Source organism: Enterococcus sp. AMC1252, assembly GCF_058216515.1.
The window spans coordinates 1,327,437-1,351,042 of sequence record NZ_CM177097.1 but is presented as its reverse complement, the minus strand read 5'-3'; the positions used below and the strand labels follow the sequence as shown (position 1 = coordinate 1,351,042).

Below are 23,606 nucleotides of genomic sequence, written 5' to 3'. Positions count from 1 at the left end.
TCAATACTTATCACCTCTTTCTATGTTTGAAACGTATACTAGTTTATTGTTTTAGTTGGATTGTCTTATTGATAAATTAGCTATTCTATTGTCAAGGATCAAAAGGCTTACATTTAATAAATTAGTTTTTTGTAGACAAAAATAAACCTTTTTAAACTTTTTATTCCTTAATCATTTTTCTATGGATAAATTTTTTTCAAACAAAAAAAGGAGTAGACTCCTCTACCCCATAACCCTATAACTTTTATTCGTTTCACTTTCATCACATTATTTTCCTTCCAATTTGATCGAACATTTCTAATCCCTAAAGGTTTACTATGTCACTTTTTACTATACCAACAGCTACTTTTCTCTCCTATATTTTTATTTTATATTGAAATGGTTAATCTACATGATTCCTATTTATTTTTTACTTGTTTCAAAACCATATTCATCGCCAATGATGGGAATAATCGATTAATAATGAGCAACAATCGTCCCTTGTCGTTATTTCCAATAAAAGCTTGATATTTTTTCTTAAAAACTGCATTTGCGACCTGTTTTGCGGCCTTGTCTACTGGACAACCAGAAGTTCCAGCTTCTTTATTTGAGCGTTCACCATTATAACTTAACGCTTTTTTTGTCAAATCTGTCTTTAAAAAACTTGGTATCAGAATGGTAACATCTATATTATCATTTATCAGCTCAGCTCTTAAACTGTCATAGTAACCATGAAGTGCTGCCTTTGAAGCAGAGTATGATGAGCGACCAGATAATGCTACTTTCCCTAAAACACCAGATATTAAAACAATATTTCCTGTTTTTCTTTTTTTTAAATGAGGGAGCAAGTATTGTGTCAATTCTGTTGTACTAAAGAAATTGACATCAAAAATAGTATGTTGCACTTCTTTTTTCGTATCTATTGCCAACGCATTTTGCCCTACTCCACCATTATGAACAATGATATCTACATGACCATACAAAGAAATTGCATCATTCACTTTATTTTCAAAGGTTTCTGGTTGTAGTAAATCAAGAATTAAGAAACTTGAATTAGTCACTTGAGATTGTACCCTTACTAATTCCTTTTCTTTACGACCAGATAAAATGACTTTCGCTCCACGATCAGCAAATTCATGTGCCATAGCTTCTCCTAGTCCTGAAGAAGCACCTGTTATCCAAATTACTTTATCTTTGAAATCAACTTGTCCCATACCTCTTTTACTCCCTTTCTTTATGTAACTTTCTATCAACTTTACTATCTTATCTTTTAAATCAAGAAGTTATTCCTTCTTATGGGTTCGATTTCCATCGAACTTAATTTCAGTATACTACTTTTTAAAATGAAATCAACCATCTATCAGTTATTTTTTTTCTGTGGTAAAATGACATTATGAAAATTGATAAAACCTTTATAGATACTGAAAGCGATCAAAAATACGACATGAACTTACTGCAAATTTTTCAAGCACTAAGCGATCCTATTCGTTTAGATATTGTTCTTTGTTTATTGGATGAGAAAAGAGGTTGTTTACTAAAAGAACGCTACCCAATAGTAAAATCGACAATGTCACATCATCTAAAAACGTTAAGAGAGGCAGATATTATCTTACTTCATAAGGAAAGGAACAAATATAAATACGAAGTCAATATAGACGGACTGAATCAGCAATTCCCCGGATTAATCGAACTGCTAAAAAATCAAATTATGAAGTAAAAAAGGATTAAACTTTGATGATTTTACCAAAGTTAATCCTTTTTGTTTAGATATGCTCAGTGTATTCCGCTATTTTTTAACAATCAATTAGTCACTGGATAGCGGTTTTATAGCTTATAGCGTTTAATTACCTTACTTAGACGTTAATACTTTAACGTTTGTAGTCTTTTATATTACAACTCTATTAATTCTTCCAACAAAGATTTTATTAGGAATAATCAGCAAATATATAAAACAGCAATAAGCAAATCGTTAGTAATTTAACTGTGATCTATCAAATTGAATATGGTATTTTCATTATCTATCCCTAATTCTCCCAGTTTGCTGGTAATCTGTTCACTATATTCTCCAAATTCCCCCTCCATCATCACAAATTTTTCTTCGGCCCTAGTCACACAAACATAATGATTATTTTTTTTACCTTCATCACTAAAGCTATAGTAATTAGCAAAACTAATAACTTGATTAAATTCTAGACCTTTAGAACCAAAAACAGTCATAACCTTATGCAAATCATTGGTTTTTATAAATGCTGGATAAAAGTACATATTTGTAACGCTATCTAACAATAGCGCTTTTTCATCATTAGTTATAGCCAGTCCCAAGTAGTTACTAAAATTAGTAATAGATTTAACAAACGAGACACAGATATCTTCTTTAGATTGATTAGATGATAATGGTACTAATTTCTTTAGAGGCTCTAACAGACTATCAATTTTATTCAGAAGTGTTTTACGTTGCTCTATTCTCAATACTTCAGCAATATCATAGACAGAATAATCCTCATCTAATAAATAACAGGCAATTGCTTTTAATACATTAGCATTCTCAGCTCCATCATCTAATGGCGTTCTAGGAATAAAAACAAAATTAAAACCCTGTTCATTTAAATTATCAGAAATATCTTTTGCATGACTGTTTATATTTGCAATAACTGTTATATTTTTATTTTTATCCACTATACCTGCCTCACAAAGTTCATTAATGGACTGAACATAGTCATTGGTTTTACAATGAATAACATGTGTTGCTTCTTTAGAATAATCATTTTTAAACTGCAGATGATTATGCATAAGATTAGCATAATTAACAATTTCAAAATGACTTCTAAAATTAGTTACAAGTTCAAACCTTTGCATCCCTTCGTTTTCTAATTGAGTAAAAATATTTTTTTGTGCACCTCTCCACAGGTATATAGCTTGTTTACTATCTCCTACAATAAAAAGGTCAATCAATAACTCGTTTTTTATATACATGAATAGATTATGCATATCTGTATCAGAGTCTTGATATTCATCCAAAAAAATCATTGCGTATTTTGATTTAAAATATTCTTGAGCCGCCAGACTTTTTTCTAAGACTTTTTTTGCTAATTCAAACTTAAAATTTCTTTTAATATTATGATAAGTTCCTAGTTTATTGCTCTTTTCTAAGATATTTAAACCTTCATCAAAAGAATGGGATTTCACAGAATTCTCATAACTAATCACAAAATCATTATTATATATTTCGCCGAAAGCATCTATTAAAAATGGCCTTATGATTTCATATTCAACAAAAGAGTCATTAGTCATTACAACGAATTTATTGTTTCCACCCAGTTGTTCTGACTTTCTTTTTATTTCCTCTGTAGCCTTAACCGTAAAAGTTATTGCAGCAACTGTCTTATGATCTGAAATTTCATTCATTTTTTTTAGGATTTTATTAACCATTATTGTGGTTTTACCCGACCCAGCACTAGCAGAAACTATAATATTACCGCTAGCATCTAAGATATCTTTTCTTACTTGCTCATCGACAATCTCCATTAGTTCTCCACCAATCTTTTTAAGGCTTTAAATCTATCATGATTAAATATTTTATAGCATTCTTCATTATTCAAATTATCAATGAGTTTTAACATATTTAGTAACTTTTTATCTTGAAGAGTAACTACGGGATTATCACCAAAAATACTGGTCAGCTTTTCTGGAATAACCTCAAATAAATCATTCTCTAAATCAACCTTTGAAAGGAATATATCATTATTTTCAAATTCTCTGATAAAAGTCTCATTAGCCTCATATAAATCTCTTTTTTTATCAAAAACCATCCTTTCCTTATCACTTGCTAACCAAACTAATTTTCCATTTTCATCCTTCGATGAGTAATCAATTGTAATATTTTCTAATTTTTTTTTACCAATAATATTTAAACAGCGATTGAAGCCTATAGTATCAAATGATTTTATATTTCCTCTTTTAGCTTTTAAATCATTGTCAGTTTTGATAATAGGTAATATATTCAACTCTTTTAATGTGTCAAAGTATGGTCTAAATTTAATACCATCCACTAATAACAGATACCCACCTTCTAATTCATAAATTGGATTAACAATTGATAATATTTTTTCGAATAATGCTTTCTCCGAAGGGCCTTCTATAAGCAATACACGATCTGAAAAAAGTGCTGTGGTTAAGGATTCATTCAGTTCTTTTTTTATCGATTTAAATTGACTAGGCACATTATACATATAAGATTTACAGTTAGTTTTGTTTTGCGAGTATATTCTAACAAGAGAAGCATCATCCATTTCGTATAATAATTCTGATGAATGAGTAGATAATATAAAGTAGTCATACACAGAATAATCAAATAATTGCTTTGATAAAGCGATTTGCATAGAACGATGTAAACTATTTTCTGGCTCTTCTATCAAATAAATAGTGATTCTATCAGAATCATATTCTTTCGTTAAATAATTCAAAAGAGAATAAGCTAATATTTTTTTTCTACCATCGCCTGATGTAGGATAAAGTGCACTATCTCCTTTTCTTTTTATATACGGGTGTATATCACTAAAGAAACCTTTTATCGCCATCTCTGATTGTAATTCAATTGTTATATCCTCTTTTTTCAGTTGATGATACTCATCTGTTAGTTCCTTTTGAAATTTTTGCATAACTTCCATAGAACTAATTTTCTTATTCATTTCAAACGTCAAATCTGAAATTTCTTCCGAAATAACTATATCTTGACTTGTCAATTTTTTTTGATCAAATAATTTTTTTCTATTTTTAGAAAAAACATAATCTAAATCTATAGTTGGATCAACATAAATAATATTAAATAATCTATCAATATCAGAAAAACTACCATTTTGAGGGATTTTATGCATGCTATTTAAATTATTACCCCAAAATAATTCTGGAACGCCTAAGGCCTCACTATAATCAAATGTACCTACAACTTGAAAATAAAATCTGTTTAGCTCTGAACTATCCCTTGCACCACCAACTTTTGAAATTATATGCTGAGAGTCTCTGTCAGACTCACGATCTGTCAAATCAACTTCAAGGGTAATTTTTATAGTACTGGAAGTATCTCTCTGATAATAATCGCTTTCAGAAAAACCATCAGTTCTCACTTTACGATCCAACAAACATCGTAATGAACAAAGTAAATTAGTTTTCCCAACATCATTCATACCAAATACAACATTCTTATTGGACAAGTTGACAACTACATCTTTAAAATTTCTAAAATTCTGAACCATAAGCCTATTTAATTTCATATAAATCCTCCTCATCAAACTAAAAAAAAAACAAATATATCCTTTTCTTAATATAACTAATAATATCATACTTTTATTGACAATAATTATTCTTTTAGTTAACAAGTAGTTCTTTCAAAACAAAAAAAGGCTAACCCTATACAGAGACTAGCCTTTCTTTAGAGATACAATTTTAGCCTGACTTTGCTGATACTTTGAAAAGAACCCATTATTTAAGCAAAGCAATTCTTCAATTTCTTGAAATGTTAGATATTTACCAGAACTACTTGAATATTCATCAATAAATGATTTTGGAGTATATATTTTTTCTTCTAACAGTAGTTCTAATGCTTCTTCAAAAGCCTCTGGCATAGCCACTGGTGTAATTTCATCCAAAGGCTCTATTTTTCTCCATCCTCTTTTACTCAAATTCTTATAAAGTCTTATAAACTCATCTTGAGTTATTATTTCTAATTGTTTAGCTCTATAAATCATTGATGCAATAGATACTTTCCACTTTACCTTCAATTCTCTATAGTAATTTAAGTTTAAAGGATCTTTAGAGATATCAATACTAAATGCCTTTTTTGGGAGTAAAAAATATCCTGCTAACGAATCTGCTTCTCTCTCTATTTTTTTATATACATCATTATTCTCATCTTCAATATTATCAATGTCTTCATGTTGAATGAAATGAGCCAGTTCATGCACAACGTCAAATTGGCGTCTGTAAAAAGATTTTTTATTACTACCTAAAACAATAGCATAATAATTTTTTATCTCATTTTGAAATTCCATTGTGACCCTTTGACTAAAAGCATCTATCTTTTCACTTGAAAATGTTAAATCTGATATAACAAATCCCTTGCTTTCCAAAAGTTCTACAGCATTTTCAATGGGACTTTCTCCTAAATTCCATATTTTTCTCAACAAACTAGCCTTTCCTTCTAAACTCTCTACGTCACTCAAATCAGGTAAAATAAATTTTGGAAATTCTACTGTCTCTTCTAAAAAATTTCTTAGACTAACAATATTTTCAACTCTCGACAATTGATACTGTTTGTCTTTTTTTGAAGTACTTAAAAGTGATCGGAAATAAGAATTCCCATATACAAAGTTTTGTTTATTCGAAGAATAAAAAAATTCTTTTGGGAATTTCAACGCTTGTAACAAAGAGAATAGTATTTCCGGTGTTGGTGTAGAAATGTTCTGTTCATATTTTGAAATCATCTGTTTAGACACACCAATTTTCTCTTTAAGTTCTTCCAAAGTCATCCCTCTATACATTCTTGCTTCTTTCAATCTTTGACCATTAAATTGGTGTTGTATTGACACTTTCATTACCTCTATTCAGCTTTTCTTTTTCTACCTTTAAGTTTAACATGCTTATTTTTTCTATTTTTTGATTCAGTTCTTCCGTTACCTTCTATTTCTGAACCACTAGCGGCAATGATATAATCCGTAGGAATATATTTACTCCAATCTTCGCTATATAAAATCTCACAGCCATCTGATAATTCGTACATAGTAATCTTAGGCGTGTCACCAATAGAGTTATCCCTTGTAATTATACAAACTTTTTCAATATATTCACCAAACTGCTCTAATATTTTATTTGCTTTTTCAGAAGCTTCTCCGTAAAGCTCCGAACCAAATCGATCAATAGTATACTCAGCAGGATCAAAGAGCTGACCATACTTATCATGCTCTTCTTCAAGAGATGGATTCTTTAACAGGATTACACTTGTAAGATATGTCAATCCTCTTTCCTTATGAAATTTTCTTACTATTTGATTTTTATTGTCTTCAGACATAAATGCATACATAACTCTTTCCATCTTATCAATGAAAATAACCGAGCGTTTATCAATGAATTGAAATCTATCTACTAACTGAGTATCAATCACTTTCTTTAAATTATCTGCTCTCTTTAGTTTACCAAGATTTAAGTTTCTACTCTTGTAGTCTAAGTTATATTTGCTAACAATCTCCTTTAACTCATTTTCATAGCCAGGATAAATTTGCTCAACAAAAGCAACCTTTAAATTTTCTTCCAATCATAAACACTCCTTCAATATAAGATATTCTTACTCTACCACAAAAAGAGATTTTTTTCAAATAAGGATAGAAAAGGAGGATTTTTTTATATTTTGTCAACCATATATTTTTAGCTGCCTTTACTAATAAGTAAGTTTCAGTAAAAAATGCTAACTGCTCTCATGTTATCGTCCTTAACTGCTTTCCTAAATTTAGCGGTCGGATTGCTCATTAAGTAATTCTCTTTGAACCAATTTTTTCTTCAATTTAACAAAATTTTTTTTGAACTTTTTATAATCCTCCATCATTTTCTCGCCCTTCTATAAGTAATTAGTTGAATTGTTGCACTATTTTTATCAGTTACATCAAATTCTGCACTTAACATAGAAATTTTAATAATCTTCATTCGTCGAATACAGCAAAAAAAGCTATACACATTGATAAAACGATGTGCATAGCTACTATTCCAAATTCTTTTTATCACTTAATCCCTTACACTATTCACCCAACAACCAATCAACAATATAAACAATCGGTATCCCATCAATTTGTTCCACATCATGATATCTCCCAGTCACAACAATCTTCTTATAATTATCCTTGATGTTCAATAAATTATCTGTTTCATGATTATTATCCGGTAACTCATAGGCGACTTGAACATAAAGCGTTTCATCACGTTTCCTTGCAACAAAATCTATCTCTTTATTACTAAGTTTCCCAACATCTACTGTGTACCCTCTTCTAAGCAATTCTACATACACAATGTTTTCCAATTGGTTACTATAATTTCCGTCTTTCCTACCAACAGCATTTCTTCGTAAGCCTGAATCTACAATAAAATACTTTCCATTCGTTCTAAGGTATTCACGTCCCCGAATATCATATTGCTTTGCACGATAAAATAAATAACCATTTTCAAGTAAATCTAAATAACGATTAACCGTATGAACTGTTGTTTCAACGCCCTCACTTTTTAATGTATTAACAATTTTCGATGCATTCACCAATTGCCCAACATTATCTGCAAGAAAGCTGATGATTGATTTTAGTGCAGTAGCGTCTTTTACACCTGCTCTTAATACCACATCATTTAATACAATCGTATCAAAAATTCCTGATAGAATGGTATCTTTGATAGAATCTTCAGCAATTACAACACTTGGAAAACCACCATATTTTTCATATTCACTGTAGGCACTATCTACCTTTCGCGAATCTTCGTCAATTTCTTTCACACTTAAAAACTCTTTAAATGAAAATGGATAGATAGGTATTTCAATGTAGCGTCCACTTAATAATGTCGCAAGTTCTCCTGAAAGCATATTTGCGTTTGAACCTGTAATCACAATATCGCTATCAAAGCTTACTCGAAGGCCATTTACAACTCGTTGCCAGCCATTTACAACTTGAATTTCATCAAATAGAAGATAGACTTTTTTTTGATCTTTTGGAAGTAGTTCCATTATTTTTTTTCGAAGTTTTTCTTCTGTCGTAATGGTCTGATAATCAAAGCTTTCAAAATTCATATAGATGATATGGTCCTCTGAAACCTGCTCTTTTTTCAGATAATCTTTATACAGCATTAGCAGGACTGATTTACCAGAACGACGTACTCCTGTAATAACCTTGATAAAATCTGAATCTTTAAATTGAATGAATTGATTAAGATATACTGGTCTTTGAAACATATTCAACCTCCTTTGGAATATACTTCTATTCCCATCTAATTACAGAAAAATTTGAAGTCAACTTCAAATTTTATAAAACATTAAAAATCTCTTAATGAAATTAAAAATCATCAAGAGATTTCTTTAGTCAATAAACATCTAAAATTTATAATACACTTACGTTTAATAGAACAGGATAATGAAACAGAAATTCAGCCTTTCTCCCTGGCATAGTTAATTCTCACGTTCTCGCTCTGCTTCTTTTTCTTCTTCCACTTCTTTGATTAACTGAATATACTCTTTTAGCTCCTTATCAAAAGCTTGTTTATTTTTATAAGGGTAAGAGATAGTTCGTAATAAGTGCCAGCCCTTTTCTACCTTTTCAGTTCCATCATAATAGCCATAGACTTTGATTGGTAAAAATTTTTTATTATACTCGATACGGACTTTTGTTAAACCTGCATTCAAATACCCTGCTTCAAAATTCGTAGGAAACTTCTCTTTGAATTCTTTTTCATTCAGAAGAGGTAAAATTTCTTTTTCAATTACATAATTTGATTCCTTTATTTCAGCATTTGATAATTCTAGATATTTAAAAATTGAGAGGTTATTGTCAAAAAAACGATTGAATGACTCATCCTTAAATTTATCTTTTGGAGTACCATATGATTCATTGTAGTCTATTGCTAGTAAGCTTCCAAAAAAGCGTTTACCCTTCAAGTCAAAACGCATATTCCACTGTGAATCATTATTTTCATCATCATTTACTACTAAAAACTGTTCTTGTCTTAGTATGTCATAGCTATTATTTACCTTTGTAGTCTTTCCAAAACTTATAAAAACCAGGATTATTATTCCTATTATTCCTACAATAGTCAACAAACTCATCATAAACTTTTTGTTTCTTATCTTGGGGAACCTCTTGCCAAGCCTCATAATCCACCTCACCTGCCTTTACAATATCTGCATATTTACCTGTGTTCCCCTGTGTATCACTATCATCAAAATCAGTTGGACTCTCCCACTCTTTTGTTACTGATGCTCTTATATCAGCATCATTAGGACGTTCAACATCTAATCTACTGTGACTATCATTATCATTTGCTGGACGGTCATTATTCTCCCCTTTTGATGGTCCGTAATTAAATGACTCTGTATTCGCCACATCTCCACAATCTGCAATATCATACTTACTCAGATCTGACTCATAGCTGCCATCTGCTCGTTGCTTGTATACATTCCATTGGCTAACAAAATTGCCTGTTTCTAAATCAATAATGAATTCAGACATTCTTCCACCATCATTTTCATATTTTTTTGGCGAAAGAACTTTCATATTTTTTGTATAATCATATTCACCCATTGTTCTATTATGAAAACTTGCTCCTGTACTATAATCAAGGTCGATATTATATTTTTGTGCATATGCTTTTAATTTATCGTAATCTGTTTTCCCTTCAAAATGCGAACGAATATAATCAATATTATGTTTGTCAATATAGCTTCTAAATAAATGGATTTTCCTTGCTAACTCCCCTTCTTCTCTTAATTCTGTATTTGGATATTTTTCCCGCACAGCTTTCGCAAATTTCTTTAAAAATGAATCATGTGGTGGCATATTGGGATTAAATTTGTATTTTCCAGAGAGCTGTAAAAAACCATTTTCATCAACAATTGCATTCATCTGTTTTAAAACTAATTCTACTTTATCTACTTCTGTAGCATCGAACATCAACTCATAAACCTTTGAACCAACTAAATAGGTTTCTTCATGAATTTCCTTGATTCGCTTTAATCTTTCTGCCCCTTTTAATCCTTTCAATTCTGCTCTCATGTATTCCTGATAGGCTTTAATAGCAGGCTTATCCCATCCTGCCGCTTCAAGTTCTTTGCGCATCTTATACTCACTATTTTCCCAACCACTATCTAGTGTTTTTTGCCATGTACTGCCCATTGGTAATGAAAAACTACTACCCGTCCAACTTTTCTCCATTGCAGTCATCCCTTGGGCTACTGCATCGTATAGAGCTGTACTATTTTGGTACAACTCTCGTGTCCTGTTTTCAATATCAACAAGCGTTTCTATCTTTTCTTTCAATACTTTAAGCGTTTGCTCATTCGTTGAAATTAATTCGTGATAGTTGCCTGCTTGTTGGGCATAATAATTAGAAAGACCTTCATTACTTGTGCCCATACCAATAGAGCTATTTAGAAGCTCCCTTTTAGATTGCATATAATTATCTACATTAGAATGATAGATACGATTTTGTTGCTCTAATTTTTCTATCTCCTCTAAGATTTTGTCTTCGTCTAGCTCCTCATCACCAACTGCACTAACTAACTCAGCACTATCACTGATCATTTCATCATTCGCACAAATTAAGCCTTGGATAATTGATTGGTGCCCTGCAAGTTGTTGCTTCATGCCTTTCCAAGCTGCACCATCAAAATCAGAATTCTCAACAAACTCGTTAATGCTAGGGTTAATCCCTTCTAATGAAGTATTCTCTTTTTCCATTGTCTGTATTATGCTTGCTGTTTGTATTTTTATCTCTGCTGGTTTAAGTAGTAGTCCCATTGGATTCCTCCCGCACTTCTTTCATTTTTAATTGATGTAATTTTTCTTGATAGTCCTCTTCTTGTTGACGTAGTTGTTTTTTATCATGGTTGATTTTTTCTTCCCAATCTTCTAAAAAATACAGTCGTTTCTTTTGGATTCCAGTTATTAAATTTTCTTGTTCATAAAATAATTGTTGAAGTTTGCTATCATGTCGCCATTCATAACTACTTTCCTCAATTTGTCGAAGAGATTGATTCGTCTGATTCATTGAATAGTCTTCCTCAGATAAAACTCTTTTTCTAATTTTCTCAATCGTTTCTTGTTTTCCTTCAATTTCATATAGTTTATTTTGAATTTTTTTATACTCTTCTGTCATTTTCTTGTCTCCCTATAAATGTTGGTTGACTTGTTGCACTATTTTTTTATCAATTGCATCAAATTCAGCACCTAGCGAACCAATTCGCTCGGCATCTCCACTCAATAAACTTTTGTATTGTCCAAATAATTGATTTGCTTGTTCCCCTTGCATTTTTCCAGAGCTAACAGCGGTTAAATTGGATTCTTCGGCATATTGGATTTCTTGATTCCCTGAGTTTGCTTTTGCTAATAAATTACCACCAACTAATACAGCTGCACCTAAATCACTTTTGATTGCCATCTATCATTTCCTCCTTATTCTTTAAAGCAATATTTATTTTCGTATCGATCTACTACAATTTTCTTAACTTATGTAACTTGAGTTAGAGCCATTTATTTTACTAGCTTAATATTATTAGTTTCTAAACTTTTTTATCGTTCAAAAAAATCAATAACACTATCTTTTTAAACAATTTGTCCATTTTAGTTTAACAGAATATTCAAAAATTGTATATCCTGTTATAAAAATAACATTAGGTCAATTATTGATTATAACCCTAGATAAATAATTATAACGACATAAAGAAACAGCTATGTTCCAAAAGAAATTTCTGGCTTTCTTTTAACATAGCTGTTCCTCCACATGAACGGATACTCATAGATTATTCCCTGTATTAACGGTTTGATTTAACTACTTTATTTTCTTCTTTTCTCTATATGAAAATTGACTAATCGCGCATTGACTAGGCTGCCTTTTTGTTAATTTCTAGGGCACATGTTTGTACCAATAAAACATGAGTGTCTTAAATTTATGAGTATCTATTCTTTTGATAGTGGATTAGACATAAAAGTAATATATTTAGCTAGGGAGTGTCCTTTTTCTAATGCACTATCATTTATAAAAAGAACGAATTGCTACCAGACACTACAAGCTCAAAATCTACTAGATATTGCGATTACACTCCTTGATGTTTTGTGCCATCAAGGAACATCATCCTAGCTTCTTTTGTTTTCGTTCTAATTATTTTAATTAAAAATTTATGCAAGACTGTTAATGCCGTTTACGAGCATTGAGATCCCTTTTTTCAAGGTTTCTTTCGGACAAGCTAGATTTACTCGAATACATAGATCATCTTTTTCAAAGAAATCTTGACTGGTTTCAATCGCAAGACCATGTTCTACCATCGCTTCTCGTAATGCTTCTTCTGTTGTATCGAGATAATTAACATTCAGCCATGTGAGATAGGTTGCCTGTAAATCAGTGACTTCAACCTTTGGACAATGTGCTTCTAGTTCTCTACACATATATTGATAATTTTCGTAAATATAAGCTGTTAGCTCGTCTACATAGTTATCTCCATACTCATATGCTGCTTCCAAACTGATATACGAAAAGTTGTTCAATAAATCCGAAACGTGGGTATAGGCTTTTGCTTCTGCCATTTTATCTTGTAGCTCTTTATTTTCTACAATGTAATAAGAGACTTGTAGCCCAGCCATATTGAAAGTCTTCGTTGGCGCTGTCAAAACCATCAAGGATTGATCATACCCAATCTCACGTGCAACTTTCATGGCGGGGATAAAGGTTTGCCCGGGCATAATTAAGTCACTGTGAATTTCGTCAGAAACGACTAATACGCCGTACTTCTTACATATAGACAAAATAGTGACTAACTCCTGTTCTGTCCATACACGTCCAGTTGGATTATGAGGATTGCAAAGAATATACAATTTCACATTGTTTTTAGTGATTGTCTCTTCAAAATCTTGAAAATCAATCTCATAAGAATGACCCGTTCTTCTCAAGTGACTTCCTACCCAATTTCTCTTCGCTCCAGCTGGCACTTTTGCGAATGGTCCATACGTTGGAAGAGAAATCATCACACTATCTTCTTCATCAGTTAATCCTAAAATTGCAAGATTGAGTGAGCGTAAAACGGATTGCGTAAAAAAGATACTTTCTTTTGTATAAGTAATGTTGTTTCTTTTTTCATGCCATTTAATGGGTGCATCCGTATAGAATGAGCCAAACATACTATATCCAAATACGCCATGTTCTGCGCGTTTTACAACAGCCTCAACCACTTCTTTAGGTGCTTTGAAATCCATATCTGCTACCCACATTGGCAATAAATCAGCATTCCCATAAAGCAACTCTAACCCATCATATTTTCCTGCACACGTTCCACGTCTTTCAATGACTTCATCAAATTGTGACATTTCGTTTCCTCCTATTTAGTTTATTTTTTTCAATAGTCGTTGTTCAAATTGTGTGATACCTAATAGTAAAACTAAACAAGCTGCTAAACACGTAGCAATAAAGAATGAGGTTGTCGCAAGTGAATCTGAGAATAGTTTCGCTATTGGGTTAAATAGTAAAGGCGATAAGGCAAATCCTAAACTAGTCGCTGCTGAAAAGATACTTGCGGTAACAGGAATGGCAGAAGGTCGCACAACTGAGGTCATCAGATACAAGATGCGTGTCATGACTGATCCAGTACTCATACCCACAAAGAAACAACCAATAAATAGTGCAATGGGTATGTGAATCGTTGCGATAATGCCATGACCGATTGCCATCGAAATATAGCCTACAAACAAGGTATGTTGCTTAAGAATTTTAGACACTGATGTAATAAAAAATCCCGCTACAATTGCCCCTAAGCTTTGACAGGCTAATGCTAAACCTGCGATTGATGTCTCACCTATTTTTAATTCCTGAGCATGAATCGCAAGGTTATTCTGCGTACAGGCACTCATTAAGGTGATCGTACCCCCTAAAGCAATCACAATCAAAACAGAGGGACTCGTTAATTTCAACAGATTTTCATCTTGGACTTGTTCCTGTGAAGCATTAGTCGTTTCAGTTGCTTCCTCTTTTTTAATTTTTCGATCGTTTGGTAACAACACTAGACCAATCACAAAACCAGCAATCGCAAAGAGAAAAATAGCATAATTAAACTGCCAACCGTACACAGCTAGCATGCCTCCTAGACTTGTCATAACCATACTGCCGATAGATTTTAAGCTAGTATTTTTGCCTAACATAGAGGAACGTTCATCCCCTGTAAAATAAGTAGAGATTAAAGCGGGTGCTGTTGCTGTCATAGTTCCTGCACCTAAACCTAATAAAACAGAGACAGCTAAAAGAAATGGAAAACTAGTTGAAATAACGAGTGGCAAGGCGCCGAGTGAAAGGAGAACAGCGCCAGAGAGAATCACTGTTTTTTGAGAAATATACTGTTGCATTTTTCCAACAACCAACGATGCACCAAAGCTGGAAAATGCGGCAAGAGATAAAATCATTTGTAAGGTTGAGCGACTAACTTCTGGAAAGGCAAGACCAATCTTCCCAACACTTGGAGAAATACCTAGCGCAATATTAGAAACAAACATTAAAACGAGCAAGGCAATCATGATTCTTTTTTTAGACATGAGTTACCTCACTTAACTGAGCTACTGCATCAATTTCTACAGAAGCTCCCTTTGCTAATGCAACAACTTGAAAGGCACTTCTTACTGGCAGTTCATCCACTTGTTCAAAGAAATCTGCATACGCTCGATTCACTTCACTCAATTGACTAATATCTGTAAGATAAACAGTCGTTTTAAGTATCTGTTCTTTTGTTAGTCCACAGCAAGAGATAACGCTTTCAATATTTTCTAAACAAATCAATGCTTGATCATAAATTTGATGGGAGACAATTTGCTCTTTTCCTCTTTCTATGGGCAATTGCCCTGAAACGAAAAGCAAGTCGGTACTTTTTTTACTAACACTAAAAGGACTATTCATTGTTTCCTCCTTTTCTTTTTAACCCCTTTACAACTGTGCTTTTATCATGATTAAGGTGCATGTATTTGGATGTGTTCATTCATTGTAATTCGCCTCCTATTTTTTTAGAAAAAAAGGAGATAAAAACGCACAAAAAAATGGTATTGGACTGTACCTCTCCAATACCATTGCATAGCTGACAAAATAAACCTGCACTCATTCAAAGAAAAACTAATAGAACGGTGGAAAATCACCAGAAAATTAGTTATAATAAATGAGGTCGGTACTTTGTATCGACTAATGGGCAACTTGATTGGTCAGCGCAATCTGACTTCTCAGGGCTTCATCGTTTTGGTTCCAGCCTTAACGATGAAGTGCCTTTTTGTTTATTCACGTTTTTATCTCACATCCATTGTAAAGAAAAAAACGGGGATAGTCAACGCTTTCTTGATGATTCACTTGCTTTCTTTTTTGAAAAAAACGGCTATTTCCTAGTAATTACGACTATCAAAATCCAGTAAACCAAATTACTTCATTATATACGCAAAATCAATCAAAAATCATTTTTTCCCCGCTACATTTTAAGGAAATTTTTACAAAAAAGAACTCTGCATTGAGAGTCCTCTACTAAAAGTTTTGACTACTTCTAAAAACATCATCATGCTTGCCAGTAGCAAGCAACCACAGTTCTAGACAATCATTTTCCACCTTATATACTAGCAGCCAGTCACTTTGAATGTGTAACTCCCGAAGTCCCTTCAAATTCCCCTGTAAAGCGTGATCTTTGTATTTTCGCTTTAACGTATCTTTATCCTGTGCCACAATCAAATGCAGAACCGCTTCTAATTTTTTCAAATCATAATTTTTCTTTTTTAATAGCTTGTAATTACGTTTAAACGTTGCGGTTCGTTCAATCCTCATCGTTCAACTCTTTCATCAAATCAGCGACATTATCAAAGCTTTCAATTCTACCACTTTGAATGTCTTCAAGAGCATGAATAATATCTGGCTTATTTAAAGTTAATTCAAATGGTATGCCATTACTTAAAACGACTTGCTTAAGAAAAATCTTAATGCCTGACGTTAAATCTAAGCCAAGGGACTCCAGTATTTCTTTTGATTCTTCCTTTAACTCATCATCTATTCGTATATTAATATTTGCCATCTCTCAACACCTCTTTCCAACACTATTATATCACATAGTAGATACATTGTTAACACGAATGATTACATGATAATGAATCAACATTAAATTTTAACAAAGATAATATGGCGAAAAAATAGTTACTTTTAGAATTTTTCTGACATCATTTTATCCGCACAATCCAAACACAAAATTGGCGCATTTTGGAATTCCAATTCCTTGATTGGTAGTGTTTGAGCGGTCGTAATCTTAGGAGGAAAATTCCATTTTGTCCAACATTTTTCTCCAATATTCACAACTTTATCACAGCGATTACAGTGAAATTTTTTATCTTTATTATTGTACATATTCGATTATCTCCTCTCCAATTTCCCTCTATTTTTTTGTCATTATTATACACCAATTCGAAGCATGAAGAAGCTTAAATTTGAAAAAAATATGTAAGAGAACTTGGCAATTTTTTGATGTTCAGATTGAGTAAACTATTCCAAAACCTTATATTTCCCACTCTTTTAGGTTGAAGGGCATAAGGGAAAACTGCTATCACAAGTGATAGAAACCGCAGTGCGGTTTGTTTTCTAATGATATCAATTCAGTAACTGACACTGGTAATTTTGCCAAAATTACCAGTGTCATAAACTATCACAGCACGTCATTCTTTTTTCTATTCACTAAAAAAACTGTCAAACTGGTAAAATTGGCCTTAAAACCAGTGGATTTTCCATCCTTTTTTACTCTCTATTTGTCAAAATCCAATGTTTCATTTCTTCTTTACTATACAATTTTAGCCCATCAACTCGAATACTTGGTAGCCCCTTTTGTTCGAGTTTTTTTAATGTATTTACTGAGATCCCTAAGTAAGCGGCAGCCTTATTTTGCTTCAAAAATGGCTGATCAATCCCAGCACTTTTCTTTGCTTCCTGCATGCTTTCTAGCAACATATCATACATACTTTGCTGCAATAAAGCCAACTGTTCCTCAGATAAAATAATCTTAACTTCAGCGCTCAACATTTTCCCTCCTTCCTTATTTTTCTCCATAACTTGATACGTTTGTACATCTCCTATCTCCAAATAAATGCTGCTATCTACACAGCTATTATAGCCCTTTTTTTGTTCAATCATCATACAAAAATACATCGTATCTCCTTTTCAAATATGCAAAAAGACGCCCTCAAATTAGACGTCTTTGCATGAATTATTTAGTTTGAAATACTGATGACCTCTTTAGCTAATGTCGTTTATTTTCTACAATCCTCGCCAATTTTGTATAACGAGCTTTATTTTTGTTACTGGATAATTTCTACCAGAAAATAAATATTTTTCATTCCAATAAAATTCCCCCACCTAAAACATATGCTAGAAACGTTGGTTTATCAAGGAAACAACCGGGTTTCGCTCTGGTAGAATTTTCTGGTAGAAAACGTTAAATAACACGAAATTTAGACATTTTTGGTAGAATTTTGGAAAACTGACAGTGAAAAAGCGGGCTTATTCTTCTTTTAGGTTGTTGATTTAACGCCATTCTCACTGAGTTTTGCCACTATTTACGATACATCTTAAACTCAAGAAACAAGTCATTATAAATCCCCAAATATTTCGCCCCTAAATCTTCATAAACTTCTAAATGCTTAATCACTTCATCACTTGGATAAAACTGTTCATCACTAGAAATTTCCTTAGGTAGTAATTTTTTAGCTATTTTATTTGGTGTGGAATACCCAATGTATTCTGCATTTTGAGCAGCATTTTCAGGGCGCAACATGAAATTAATAAATTCATAGGAGCCTTTAATATTTTTCGCTGTTTTAGGAATTACGATGTTATCAAACCACAGATTAGATCCTTCTGATGGAATCACATAATGCAGATGTTCATTGCCATCAAGCATTTCAGCTGCTTCACCAGAAAATGTTACAGCAGCTGCACTTTCTTCGTTGATCATGTACATTTTAATTTCATCTGCAACGATTGCTTTCACATTCGTTGTTAGTTTGTTTAGTTTATCCGTTGCTCTACGTAACTCTTGATTATTTTTGCTGTTCAAAGAATACCCCAAGCTGTTTAAGGACAGGCCCATTACTTCACGAGCACCATCAATCAACATCACATTATCTTTCAATTCTGGTTTCCACAAATCGTCCCAATGCTTGATTTGATCTTTTCCGATAAATTTATCATTGTAGATGATCCCTAATGTTCCCCAAAAATAAGGAATCGAATAGTTATTTTGCGGATCAAAATCTAAATTTAAAAAGCGTTCATCGATATTTTCTAAGCCTTTGAGCTTCTTATGATCGATTGGCAATAGCATTTTTTCTTTCATCATTTTTTGGATCATATATTCAGAAGGAATCGTGATATCATACGCCGTACCCCCTTGCTGAATTTTTGTAAACATCGCTTCATTTGAGTCAAATGTCTCGTAATTGACTTTGTACCCCGACTCCTTTTCAAATTTACGTAATAAATCAGGATCAATATAATCACCCCAATTATAAATCGTCAAAGTATCAGCACCAGCCATACCGCTAGCCTTTTCTAATTGACGAACCCCAAAAAATAAAATCAAAATGATCGCTAAAATGCCAATAAGCAAAGATTGTAGTTTTTTCATTTAAGATTCGCCACCTCACTTTGTTCACGACGCAGTTTTTTCATCCGTTTCGACGTATTATCTTGGCTGATAAAATAGTAACCGATCACTAAAATCATAGAGAAAATAAAAACTAACGCACTTAACGCATTGATTTCTAAACTGATTCCTTGTCTTGCTCTAGAATAAATTTCAACGGATAGAGTTGAAAACCCATTTCCTGTAACAAAAAAGGTTACAGCAAAATCATCCAACGAATAAGTAAATGCCATAAAATAGCCTGCGATGATACCTGGTGATAAAAACGGTAAAATAATATTCTTGATCACCTGTACATTATTGGCACCAAGATCACGAGCTGCATCTACCATCGAGTCATTCATTTCCTGCAATTTTGGCAGTACCATCAGGACGACGATTGGAATACTAAAGGCAATGTGAGACAATAGTACACTGGTAAATCCTAAGCTGATAAAACCAACTGCTGTAAAAAAGATCAAGAAACTAGCACCAATAATAACATCAGGAGACACAAGTAAAATATTATTGAAACTCATCAACGTTGTCCTAGTTTTTCTACGTCTTGTGTAATAAATGCCCATTGCACCAAATGTACCGATGATCGTAGCTAACAACGCCGACAAAAAAGCCAACAAAAAAGTATTCAACACGATGATTAACAAGCGTGTATCCTCAAAGACCGCTGTATAATTTGCAAGAGTAAACCCCGTAAATCTATTCATCGTATCTGTATCATTGAATGAATAGAAAATCAGATAGAAAATTGGCGCATACAATAAAGCAAAAACAATGATCAAATACACATACGACCACTTAAATTTTTTCTTTGTCATTTCACCCGCCCCTTTTTCTTCTTCTCACCCGTCAACAACATTACGATAAACATCGCAACAATCAAAATCACACCGATCGTTGAACCCATGCCCCAATTTTGTGTTACCATAAAATGCTCTTCAATAGCTGTTCCTAATGTGATCACTCGGTTTCCACCAATCAGACGAGTCAACATGAATAATGATAGTGATGGAATAAAGACTGCTTGAACACCACTTTTTACACCATTCAAAGATAGTGGGAAAATCACACGCTGAAACGTTTCAACACTATTGGCACCAAGATCACGACTAGCACTGATCAAAGAAGGATTCAGCTCTTCTAACGCGTTAAAAATCGGCAAAATCATAAAGGGAATTTCAATATAAGTTGCCACGAATAGAAAACTAAAATCCGTAAACAAAATTTGGTGCGGACCAATCCCAAGAAAACTTAAAAACTGGTTCACATTACCATGTATACTAAAAATCCCAATAAAAGCATAAGCTTTCAACAACAAGTTCACCCAAGTCGGTAAAATCACTAACATCAACCATAATTGTTTATGTTTTAACTTCGTTAAAAAGTAAGCTGTCGGATAACTGATCAAAAACGTAAATAACGTAATCAAAAAAGCATACCAGACCGAATTCAAGGTCATACTCAAATAAGTACCAGAAGTAAAGTACGTTTGGTAATTGGCCAAAGTGAACTGTCCGTTCATATCAAAGAAAGACTGATAGATAATCATCAAAACTGGCGCAATCACAAATAATAACAGCCACATCATATAAGGAATCGAATAAATCCGACGCATTGTTTTCATTATTACTCCTCCTATTCTTCGTAGCTTTCTAAACGAGCATCAAAATCTTCTTCTGATTCATTGAAACGCATGACATGGATATCTTCTGGCTCAAAAAAGAGACCTACTTTAGTACCTTCTGTCGCTTTTCTTGTTGAATGGACCATCCACTCATTGTGGTCTTCATCATGGCAGATGATTTCATAGTGCACGCCACGAAATAATTGCGTATCAACCGTTACAACTAATTTTCCTTTATCTGCTGTCGTAATCGTTAAATCTTCTGGACGCAACATTATTTCTACTGATTCATTTTGACGCATCCCACCGTCCACACATTCAAAACGTTTCCCAACAAATTCAACTAAATTATCTTCGATCATCGTGCCGTTAACGATATTGCTTTCTCCCACAAAGTCCGCCACGAAATGATTGATTGGTTCGTCATAGATATCTACAGGCGTACCGCTTTGCACGATGTGTCCTTTGTTCATGACAAATATTTCATCACTCATCGCTAACGCTTCTTCTTGATCATGAGTAACAAAAATAAACGTGATCCCTAACCGTTGTTGTAGTTCTCGCAGTTCATACTGCATATCCGTTCGCAATTTCAAATCCAAAGCAGATAATGGCTCATCTAATAGCAAGACTTTGGGTTCATTAACGATCGCACGTGCAATCGCTACACGCTGACGTTGACCACCGGACATTTCACTGATTTCACGCGTTTCATATCCTGGCAACTGAACCATTCGCAAAGCATCTTTCACTTTTTTTTCAATTTCTTTTTTTTGTATTTTTTTAATTTTCAACCCAAATGCTACATTGTCAAACACATTCATATGAGGAAACAAAGCATAATCTTGAAACACAGTATTCACTTGACGCTTATTGGCTGGAATATCATTGATTCTTTGTCCATCAAAATAAATATCCCCTTCAGTTGCATCTGCAAAACCAGCTAAAATTCGTAAAATTGTTGTTTTCCCACAGCCAGAAGGTCCTAGCAATGTATAAAACTTCCCTTGCTCGATCTCAAAACTAACATTTTTTAGGACTTTTTCATCATCATATTGTTTCACGACGTTTTCAAACGTAATAATATTTTTTTTCACCCGCTGATACCTCCTCTATTAAAATTGTACTGGGTTTATTTTACACTGTAACAACGTTCCGCTTCGCTTCACCTTGTACTTTTCAACATCAGCTCATTTTATTCACTGTGTTTCAAAGCAATGGGCTTGTTCAGCTCTGACTGAAAAATAGGAAATTATAACTGAGGTGCTTTTTGCCTCATTTATAATTTATCTTTTTTCCGAAGAGCTAGCCCATGGAACTAATTGTTATAAATAAGACTCTGTCGCAACGATCAACACCCTGCTTTTCCCTTTTGAGTGATTGGTCAGCTGATGACGTTCTGTTGCTTGGTAATACATGGCCTCACCTTTTTTGGCAGAGTAGGTTGTTTCACCTAATAACAACGACACGGAACCATCAATCACATAAATAAACGTTTCAGATAACGAAGGTTCAAAGGTCTTATACTGACCATTCTTATCAAAAGTCAAAATGATGGGCTCCATTTCCTTTTCATTTGATTCTGGAATCAGCCATTTTAACTCATAGCCATTTTCTTCATCATAATAAAGCGTGCTGTCTTCATCTTTATAAACAATTTTTTGCGCCAACGTTCCTTCACTAAAAAATTGTTCTGGTGTGATGCCTAACACTTCTAGAATATTAAAAAACGTCTCCATTGAAGGCGAACTCAAATCACGCTCCAACTGAGAAATATAGCCTTTTGTCAAATCAGTTCGCTCGCCTAATTCTTCTTGTGTTAGGTTTTTCTGTACACGTAAATTCCGCAGCTTCTCACCAATTTCCATCTAACCACCCCATTTCAATTTATTTAAAAGTTTGCTCCTACTAAACTACAAGTTTAATTTTACCTTTTCTAGTATACGAATTTTTCAAAAAATAGCAACAAATTTTAGTAATAAAGTTTTATTTTTTTAGTTTCATCTCATACTTTTATACTAGCACCGATTGAGGGATTTTAACAAAATAAAAAAGCATCTGTTATTCAGACACTTCCTCATTCTTTATAAGTCTCACAATTCTTTTTTTACCAATTTTCAATGGGATCAAATAATTCACTAACAAGGCAATTCCCATACCGATAAAACTGTCTACTACTCTAGCAAATGCGTAGCCATATGACTGATCTGCTGGAATCATAAATACAATCGTCAACAAGGTGGCACATGCGCCAACCGTTCCTTCGTGGTAACCTAGGCTTGCCAATAAAGCAATCATTAATGTGATAATCACTGGAATAAAAATCAACTGTACAAGCTCTGTTCTGCCTAACCAATTGAAGACAGCAATCACAGCAATCGACATGATCGCCCCCATCACATTTCCGATGATTCGATGTTTGCCATATTTTAGTGTATTCTCCATATCTTCTCTCAACGTAAAAACCGTTGTAATAGCAGCAACTACATAGGTTTCTCGTTTTAATAAAATACTGACTAAAATACAAAAAAAGACACTTAACCCTGTTTTGAACGTACGCATACCAATCTTAAATTTCAACAA

The 23,606-nt window shown here is 33.1% G+C and carries 24 protein-coding genes; 1 reads left to right on the top strand and 23 read right to left on the bottom strand.

Annotated elements, in window-relative coordinates; translation table 11 throughout:
* Window positions 1-398: 398 nt before the first annotated feature.
* Window positions 399-1,193, bottom strand: coding sequence for an SDR family NAD(P)-dependent oxidoreductase (locus AC4BB5_RS06300; protein ID WP_490458517.1), 795 nt, complete (start codon window positions 1,191-1,193; stop codon window positions 399-401).
* A gap of 179 nt (window positions 1,194-1,372) precedes the next feature.
* On the opposite strand from AC4BB5_RS06300, the gene AC4BB5_RS06295 reads away from it, so the two are divergent.
* Window positions 1,373-1,696 carry an ArsR/SmtB family transcription factor gene (locus AC4BB5_RS06295; protein ID WP_490458516.1) on the top strand — a complete coding sequence of 108 codons (324 nt, stop codon included), beginning with the start codon at window positions 1,373-1,375 and terminating at the stop codon, window positions 1,694-1,696.
* Between the two features lie 260 nt (window positions 1,697-1,956).
* Here the strand turns inward: AC4BB5_RS06295 and AC4BB5_RS06290 are convergent, their stop codons facing one another.
* The 22 genes from AC4BB5_RS06290 to AC4BB5_RS06185 all read right to left on the bottom strand — a co-directional run bounded on the left by AC4BB5_RS06290 (window position 1,957) and on the right by AC4BB5_RS06185 (window position 23,603).
* Window positions 1,957-3,504, bottom strand: a complete 1,548-nt coding sequence (locus AC4BB5_RS06290) for a UvrD-helicase domain-containing protein (protein WP_490458515.1) — start codon at window positions 3,502-3,504, stop codon at window positions 1,957-1,959.
* Window positions 3,504-5,249: an ATP-dependent nuclease gene (locus AC4BB5_RS06285; protein ID WP_490458514.1), complete on the bottom strand. Its 1,746-nt coding sequence runs from the start codon at window positions 5,247-5,249 to the stop codon at window positions 3,504-3,506. Before AC4BB5_RS06285 ends, AC4BB5_RS06290 begins: the two co-directional genes overlap by 1 nt.
* Window positions 5,250-5,396: 147 nt before the next feature.
* Complete coding sequence (locus AC4BB5_RS06280) at window positions 5,397-6,563, bottom strand: helix-turn-helix domain-containing protein (RefSeq protein ID WP_490458513.1); 1,167 nt, start codon at window positions 6,561-6,563, stop codon at window positions 5,397-5,399.
* Window positions 6,564-6,574: 11 nt separating this feature from the next.
* A complete protein-coding gene (locus AC4BB5_RS06275) occupies window positions 6,575-7,285 on the bottom strand; it encodes a DUF5986 family protein (RefSeq protein ID WP_490458512.1) in 711 nt (236 codons plus the stop codon).
* A gap of 477 nt (window positions 7,286-7,762) precedes the next feature.
* Window positions 7,763-8,956, bottom strand: coding sequence for an ATP-binding protein (locus AC4BB5_RS06270; RefSeq protein WP_490458511.1), 1,194 nt, complete (start codon window positions 8,954-8,956; stop codon window positions 7,763-7,765).
* 213 nt (window positions 8,957-9,169) lie between these two features.
* Window positions 9,170-9,814: a hypothetical protein gene (locus AC4BB5_RS06265; protein WP_490458510.1), complete on the bottom strand. Its 645-nt coding sequence runs from the start codon at window positions 9,812-9,814 to the stop codon at window positions 9,170-9,172.
* A complete protein-coding gene (locus AC4BB5_RS06260; RefSeq protein ID WP_490458509.1) occupies window positions 9,741-11,513 on the bottom strand; it encodes a DUF3114 domain-containing protein in 1,773 nt (590 codons plus the stop codon). The genes AC4BB5_RS06265 and AC4BB5_RS06260 overlap by 74 nt, the downstream gene beginning before the upstream one ends.
* The gene (locus AC4BB5_RS06255) at window positions 11,497-11,871 is read right to left on the bottom strand and encodes a hypothetical protein (protein WP_490458508.1); all 375 of its coding nucleotides are present in this window, start codon (window positions 11,869-11,871) and stop codon (window positions 11,497-11,499) included. Before AC4BB5_RS06255 ends, AC4BB5_RS06260 begins: the two co-directional genes overlap by 17 nt.
* Window positions 11,872-11,883: 12 nt before the next feature.
* Window positions 11,884-12,153: a TIGR04197 family type VII secretion effector gene (locus AC4BB5_RS06250; RefSeq protein WP_490458507.1), complete on the bottom strand. Its 270-nt coding sequence runs from the start codon at window positions 12,151-12,153 to the stop codon at window positions 11,884-11,886.
* A 737-nt stretch (window positions 12,154-12,890) separates the two neighbouring features.
* Window positions 12,891-14,072 carry a MalY/PatB family protein gene (locus tag AC4BB5_RS06245; protein WP_490458506.1) on the bottom strand — a complete coding sequence of 394 codons (1,182 nt, stop codon included), beginning with the start codon at window positions 14,070-14,072 and terminating at the stop codon, window positions 12,891-12,893.
* A 15-nt stretch (window positions 14,073-14,087) separates the two neighbouring features.
* Window positions 14,088-15,287 (bottom strand): MFS transporter, encoded by a 1,200-nt coding sequence (locus AC4BB5_RS06240; RefSeq protein ID WP_490458505.1) that lies wholly within the window; start codon window positions 15,285-15,287, stop codon window positions 14,088-14,090.
* Window positions 15,280-15,645, bottom strand: coding sequence for a RidA family protein (locus tag AC4BB5_RS06235; RefSeq protein ID WP_490458504.1), 366 nt, complete (start codon window positions 15,643-15,645; stop codon window positions 15,280-15,282). Before AC4BB5_RS06235 ends, AC4BB5_RS06240 begins: the two co-directional genes overlap by 8 nt.
* Window positions 15,646-16,251: 606 nt before the next feature.
* A complete protein-coding gene (locus tag AC4BB5_RS06230) occupies window positions 16,252-16,545 on the bottom strand; it encodes a type II toxin-antitoxin system RelE/ParE family toxin (protein WP_490458503.1) in 294 nt (97 codons plus the stop codon).
* The gene (locus AC4BB5_RS06225) at window positions 16,535-16,789 is read right to left on the bottom strand and encodes a type II toxin-antitoxin system RelB/DinJ family antitoxin (protein ID WP_490458502.1); all 255 of its coding nucleotides are present in this window, start codon (window positions 16,787-16,789) and stop codon (window positions 16,535-16,537) included. The genes AC4BB5_RS06230 and AC4BB5_RS06225 overlap by 11 nt, the downstream gene beginning before the upstream one ends.
* Window positions 16,790-16,914: 125 nt before the next feature.
* Window positions 16,915-17,115, bottom strand: coding sequence for a hypothetical protein (locus tag AC4BB5_RS06220; RefSeq protein WP_490458501.1), 201 nt, complete (start codon window positions 17,113-17,115; stop codon window positions 16,915-16,917).
* Between the two features lie 384 nt (window positions 17,116-17,499).
* Window positions 17,500-17,907, bottom strand: a complete 408-nt coding sequence (locus AC4BB5_RS06215; RefSeq protein ID WP_490458500.1) for a DNA-binding transcriptional regulator Fis — start codon at window positions 17,905-17,907, stop codon at window positions 17,500-17,502.
* Window positions 17,908-18,310: 403 nt separating this feature from the next.
* Window positions 18,311-19,384, bottom strand: a complete 1,074-nt coding sequence (locus AC4BB5_RS06210; RefSeq protein WP_490458499.1) for an ABC transporter substrate-binding protein — start codon at window positions 19,382-19,384, stop codon at window positions 18,311-18,313.
* Window positions 19,381-20,217, bottom strand: coding sequence for an ABC transporter permease (locus AC4BB5_RS06205; RefSeq protein WP_490458498.1), 837 nt, complete (start codon window positions 20,215-20,217; stop codon window positions 19,381-19,383). Before AC4BB5_RS06205 ends, AC4BB5_RS06210 begins: the two co-directional genes overlap by 4 nt.
* On the bottom strand, window positions 20,214-21,023 hold the full coding sequence (locus tag AC4BB5_RS06200) for an ABC transporter permease (protein ID WP_490458497.1): 810 nt from the start codon (window positions 21,021-21,023) through the stop codon (window positions 20,214-20,216). The genes AC4BB5_RS06205 and AC4BB5_RS06200 overlap by 4 nt, the downstream gene beginning before the upstream one ends.
* Window positions 21,024-21,034: 11 nt before the next feature.
* Entirely contained in the window at window positions 21,035-22,120 is a 1,086-nt protein-coding gene (locus AC4BB5_RS06195; RefSeq protein WP_490458496.1) for an ABC transporter ATP-binding protein, read from the bottom strand.
* A gap of 228 nt (window positions 22,121-22,348) precedes the next feature.
* On the bottom strand, window positions 22,349-22,891 hold the full coding sequence (locus AC4BB5_RS06190; protein WP_490458495.1) for a helix-turn-helix domain-containing protein: 543 nt from the start codon (window positions 22,889-22,891) through the stop codon (window positions 22,349-22,351).
* Between the two features lie 193 nt (window positions 22,892-23,084).
* Complete coding sequence (locus AC4BB5_RS06185) at window positions 23,085-23,603, bottom strand: FUSC family protein (RefSeq protein WP_490458494.1); 519 nt, start codon at window positions 23,601-23,603, stop codon at window positions 23,085-23,087.
* Window positions 23,604-23,606: the final 3 nt, after the last annotated feature.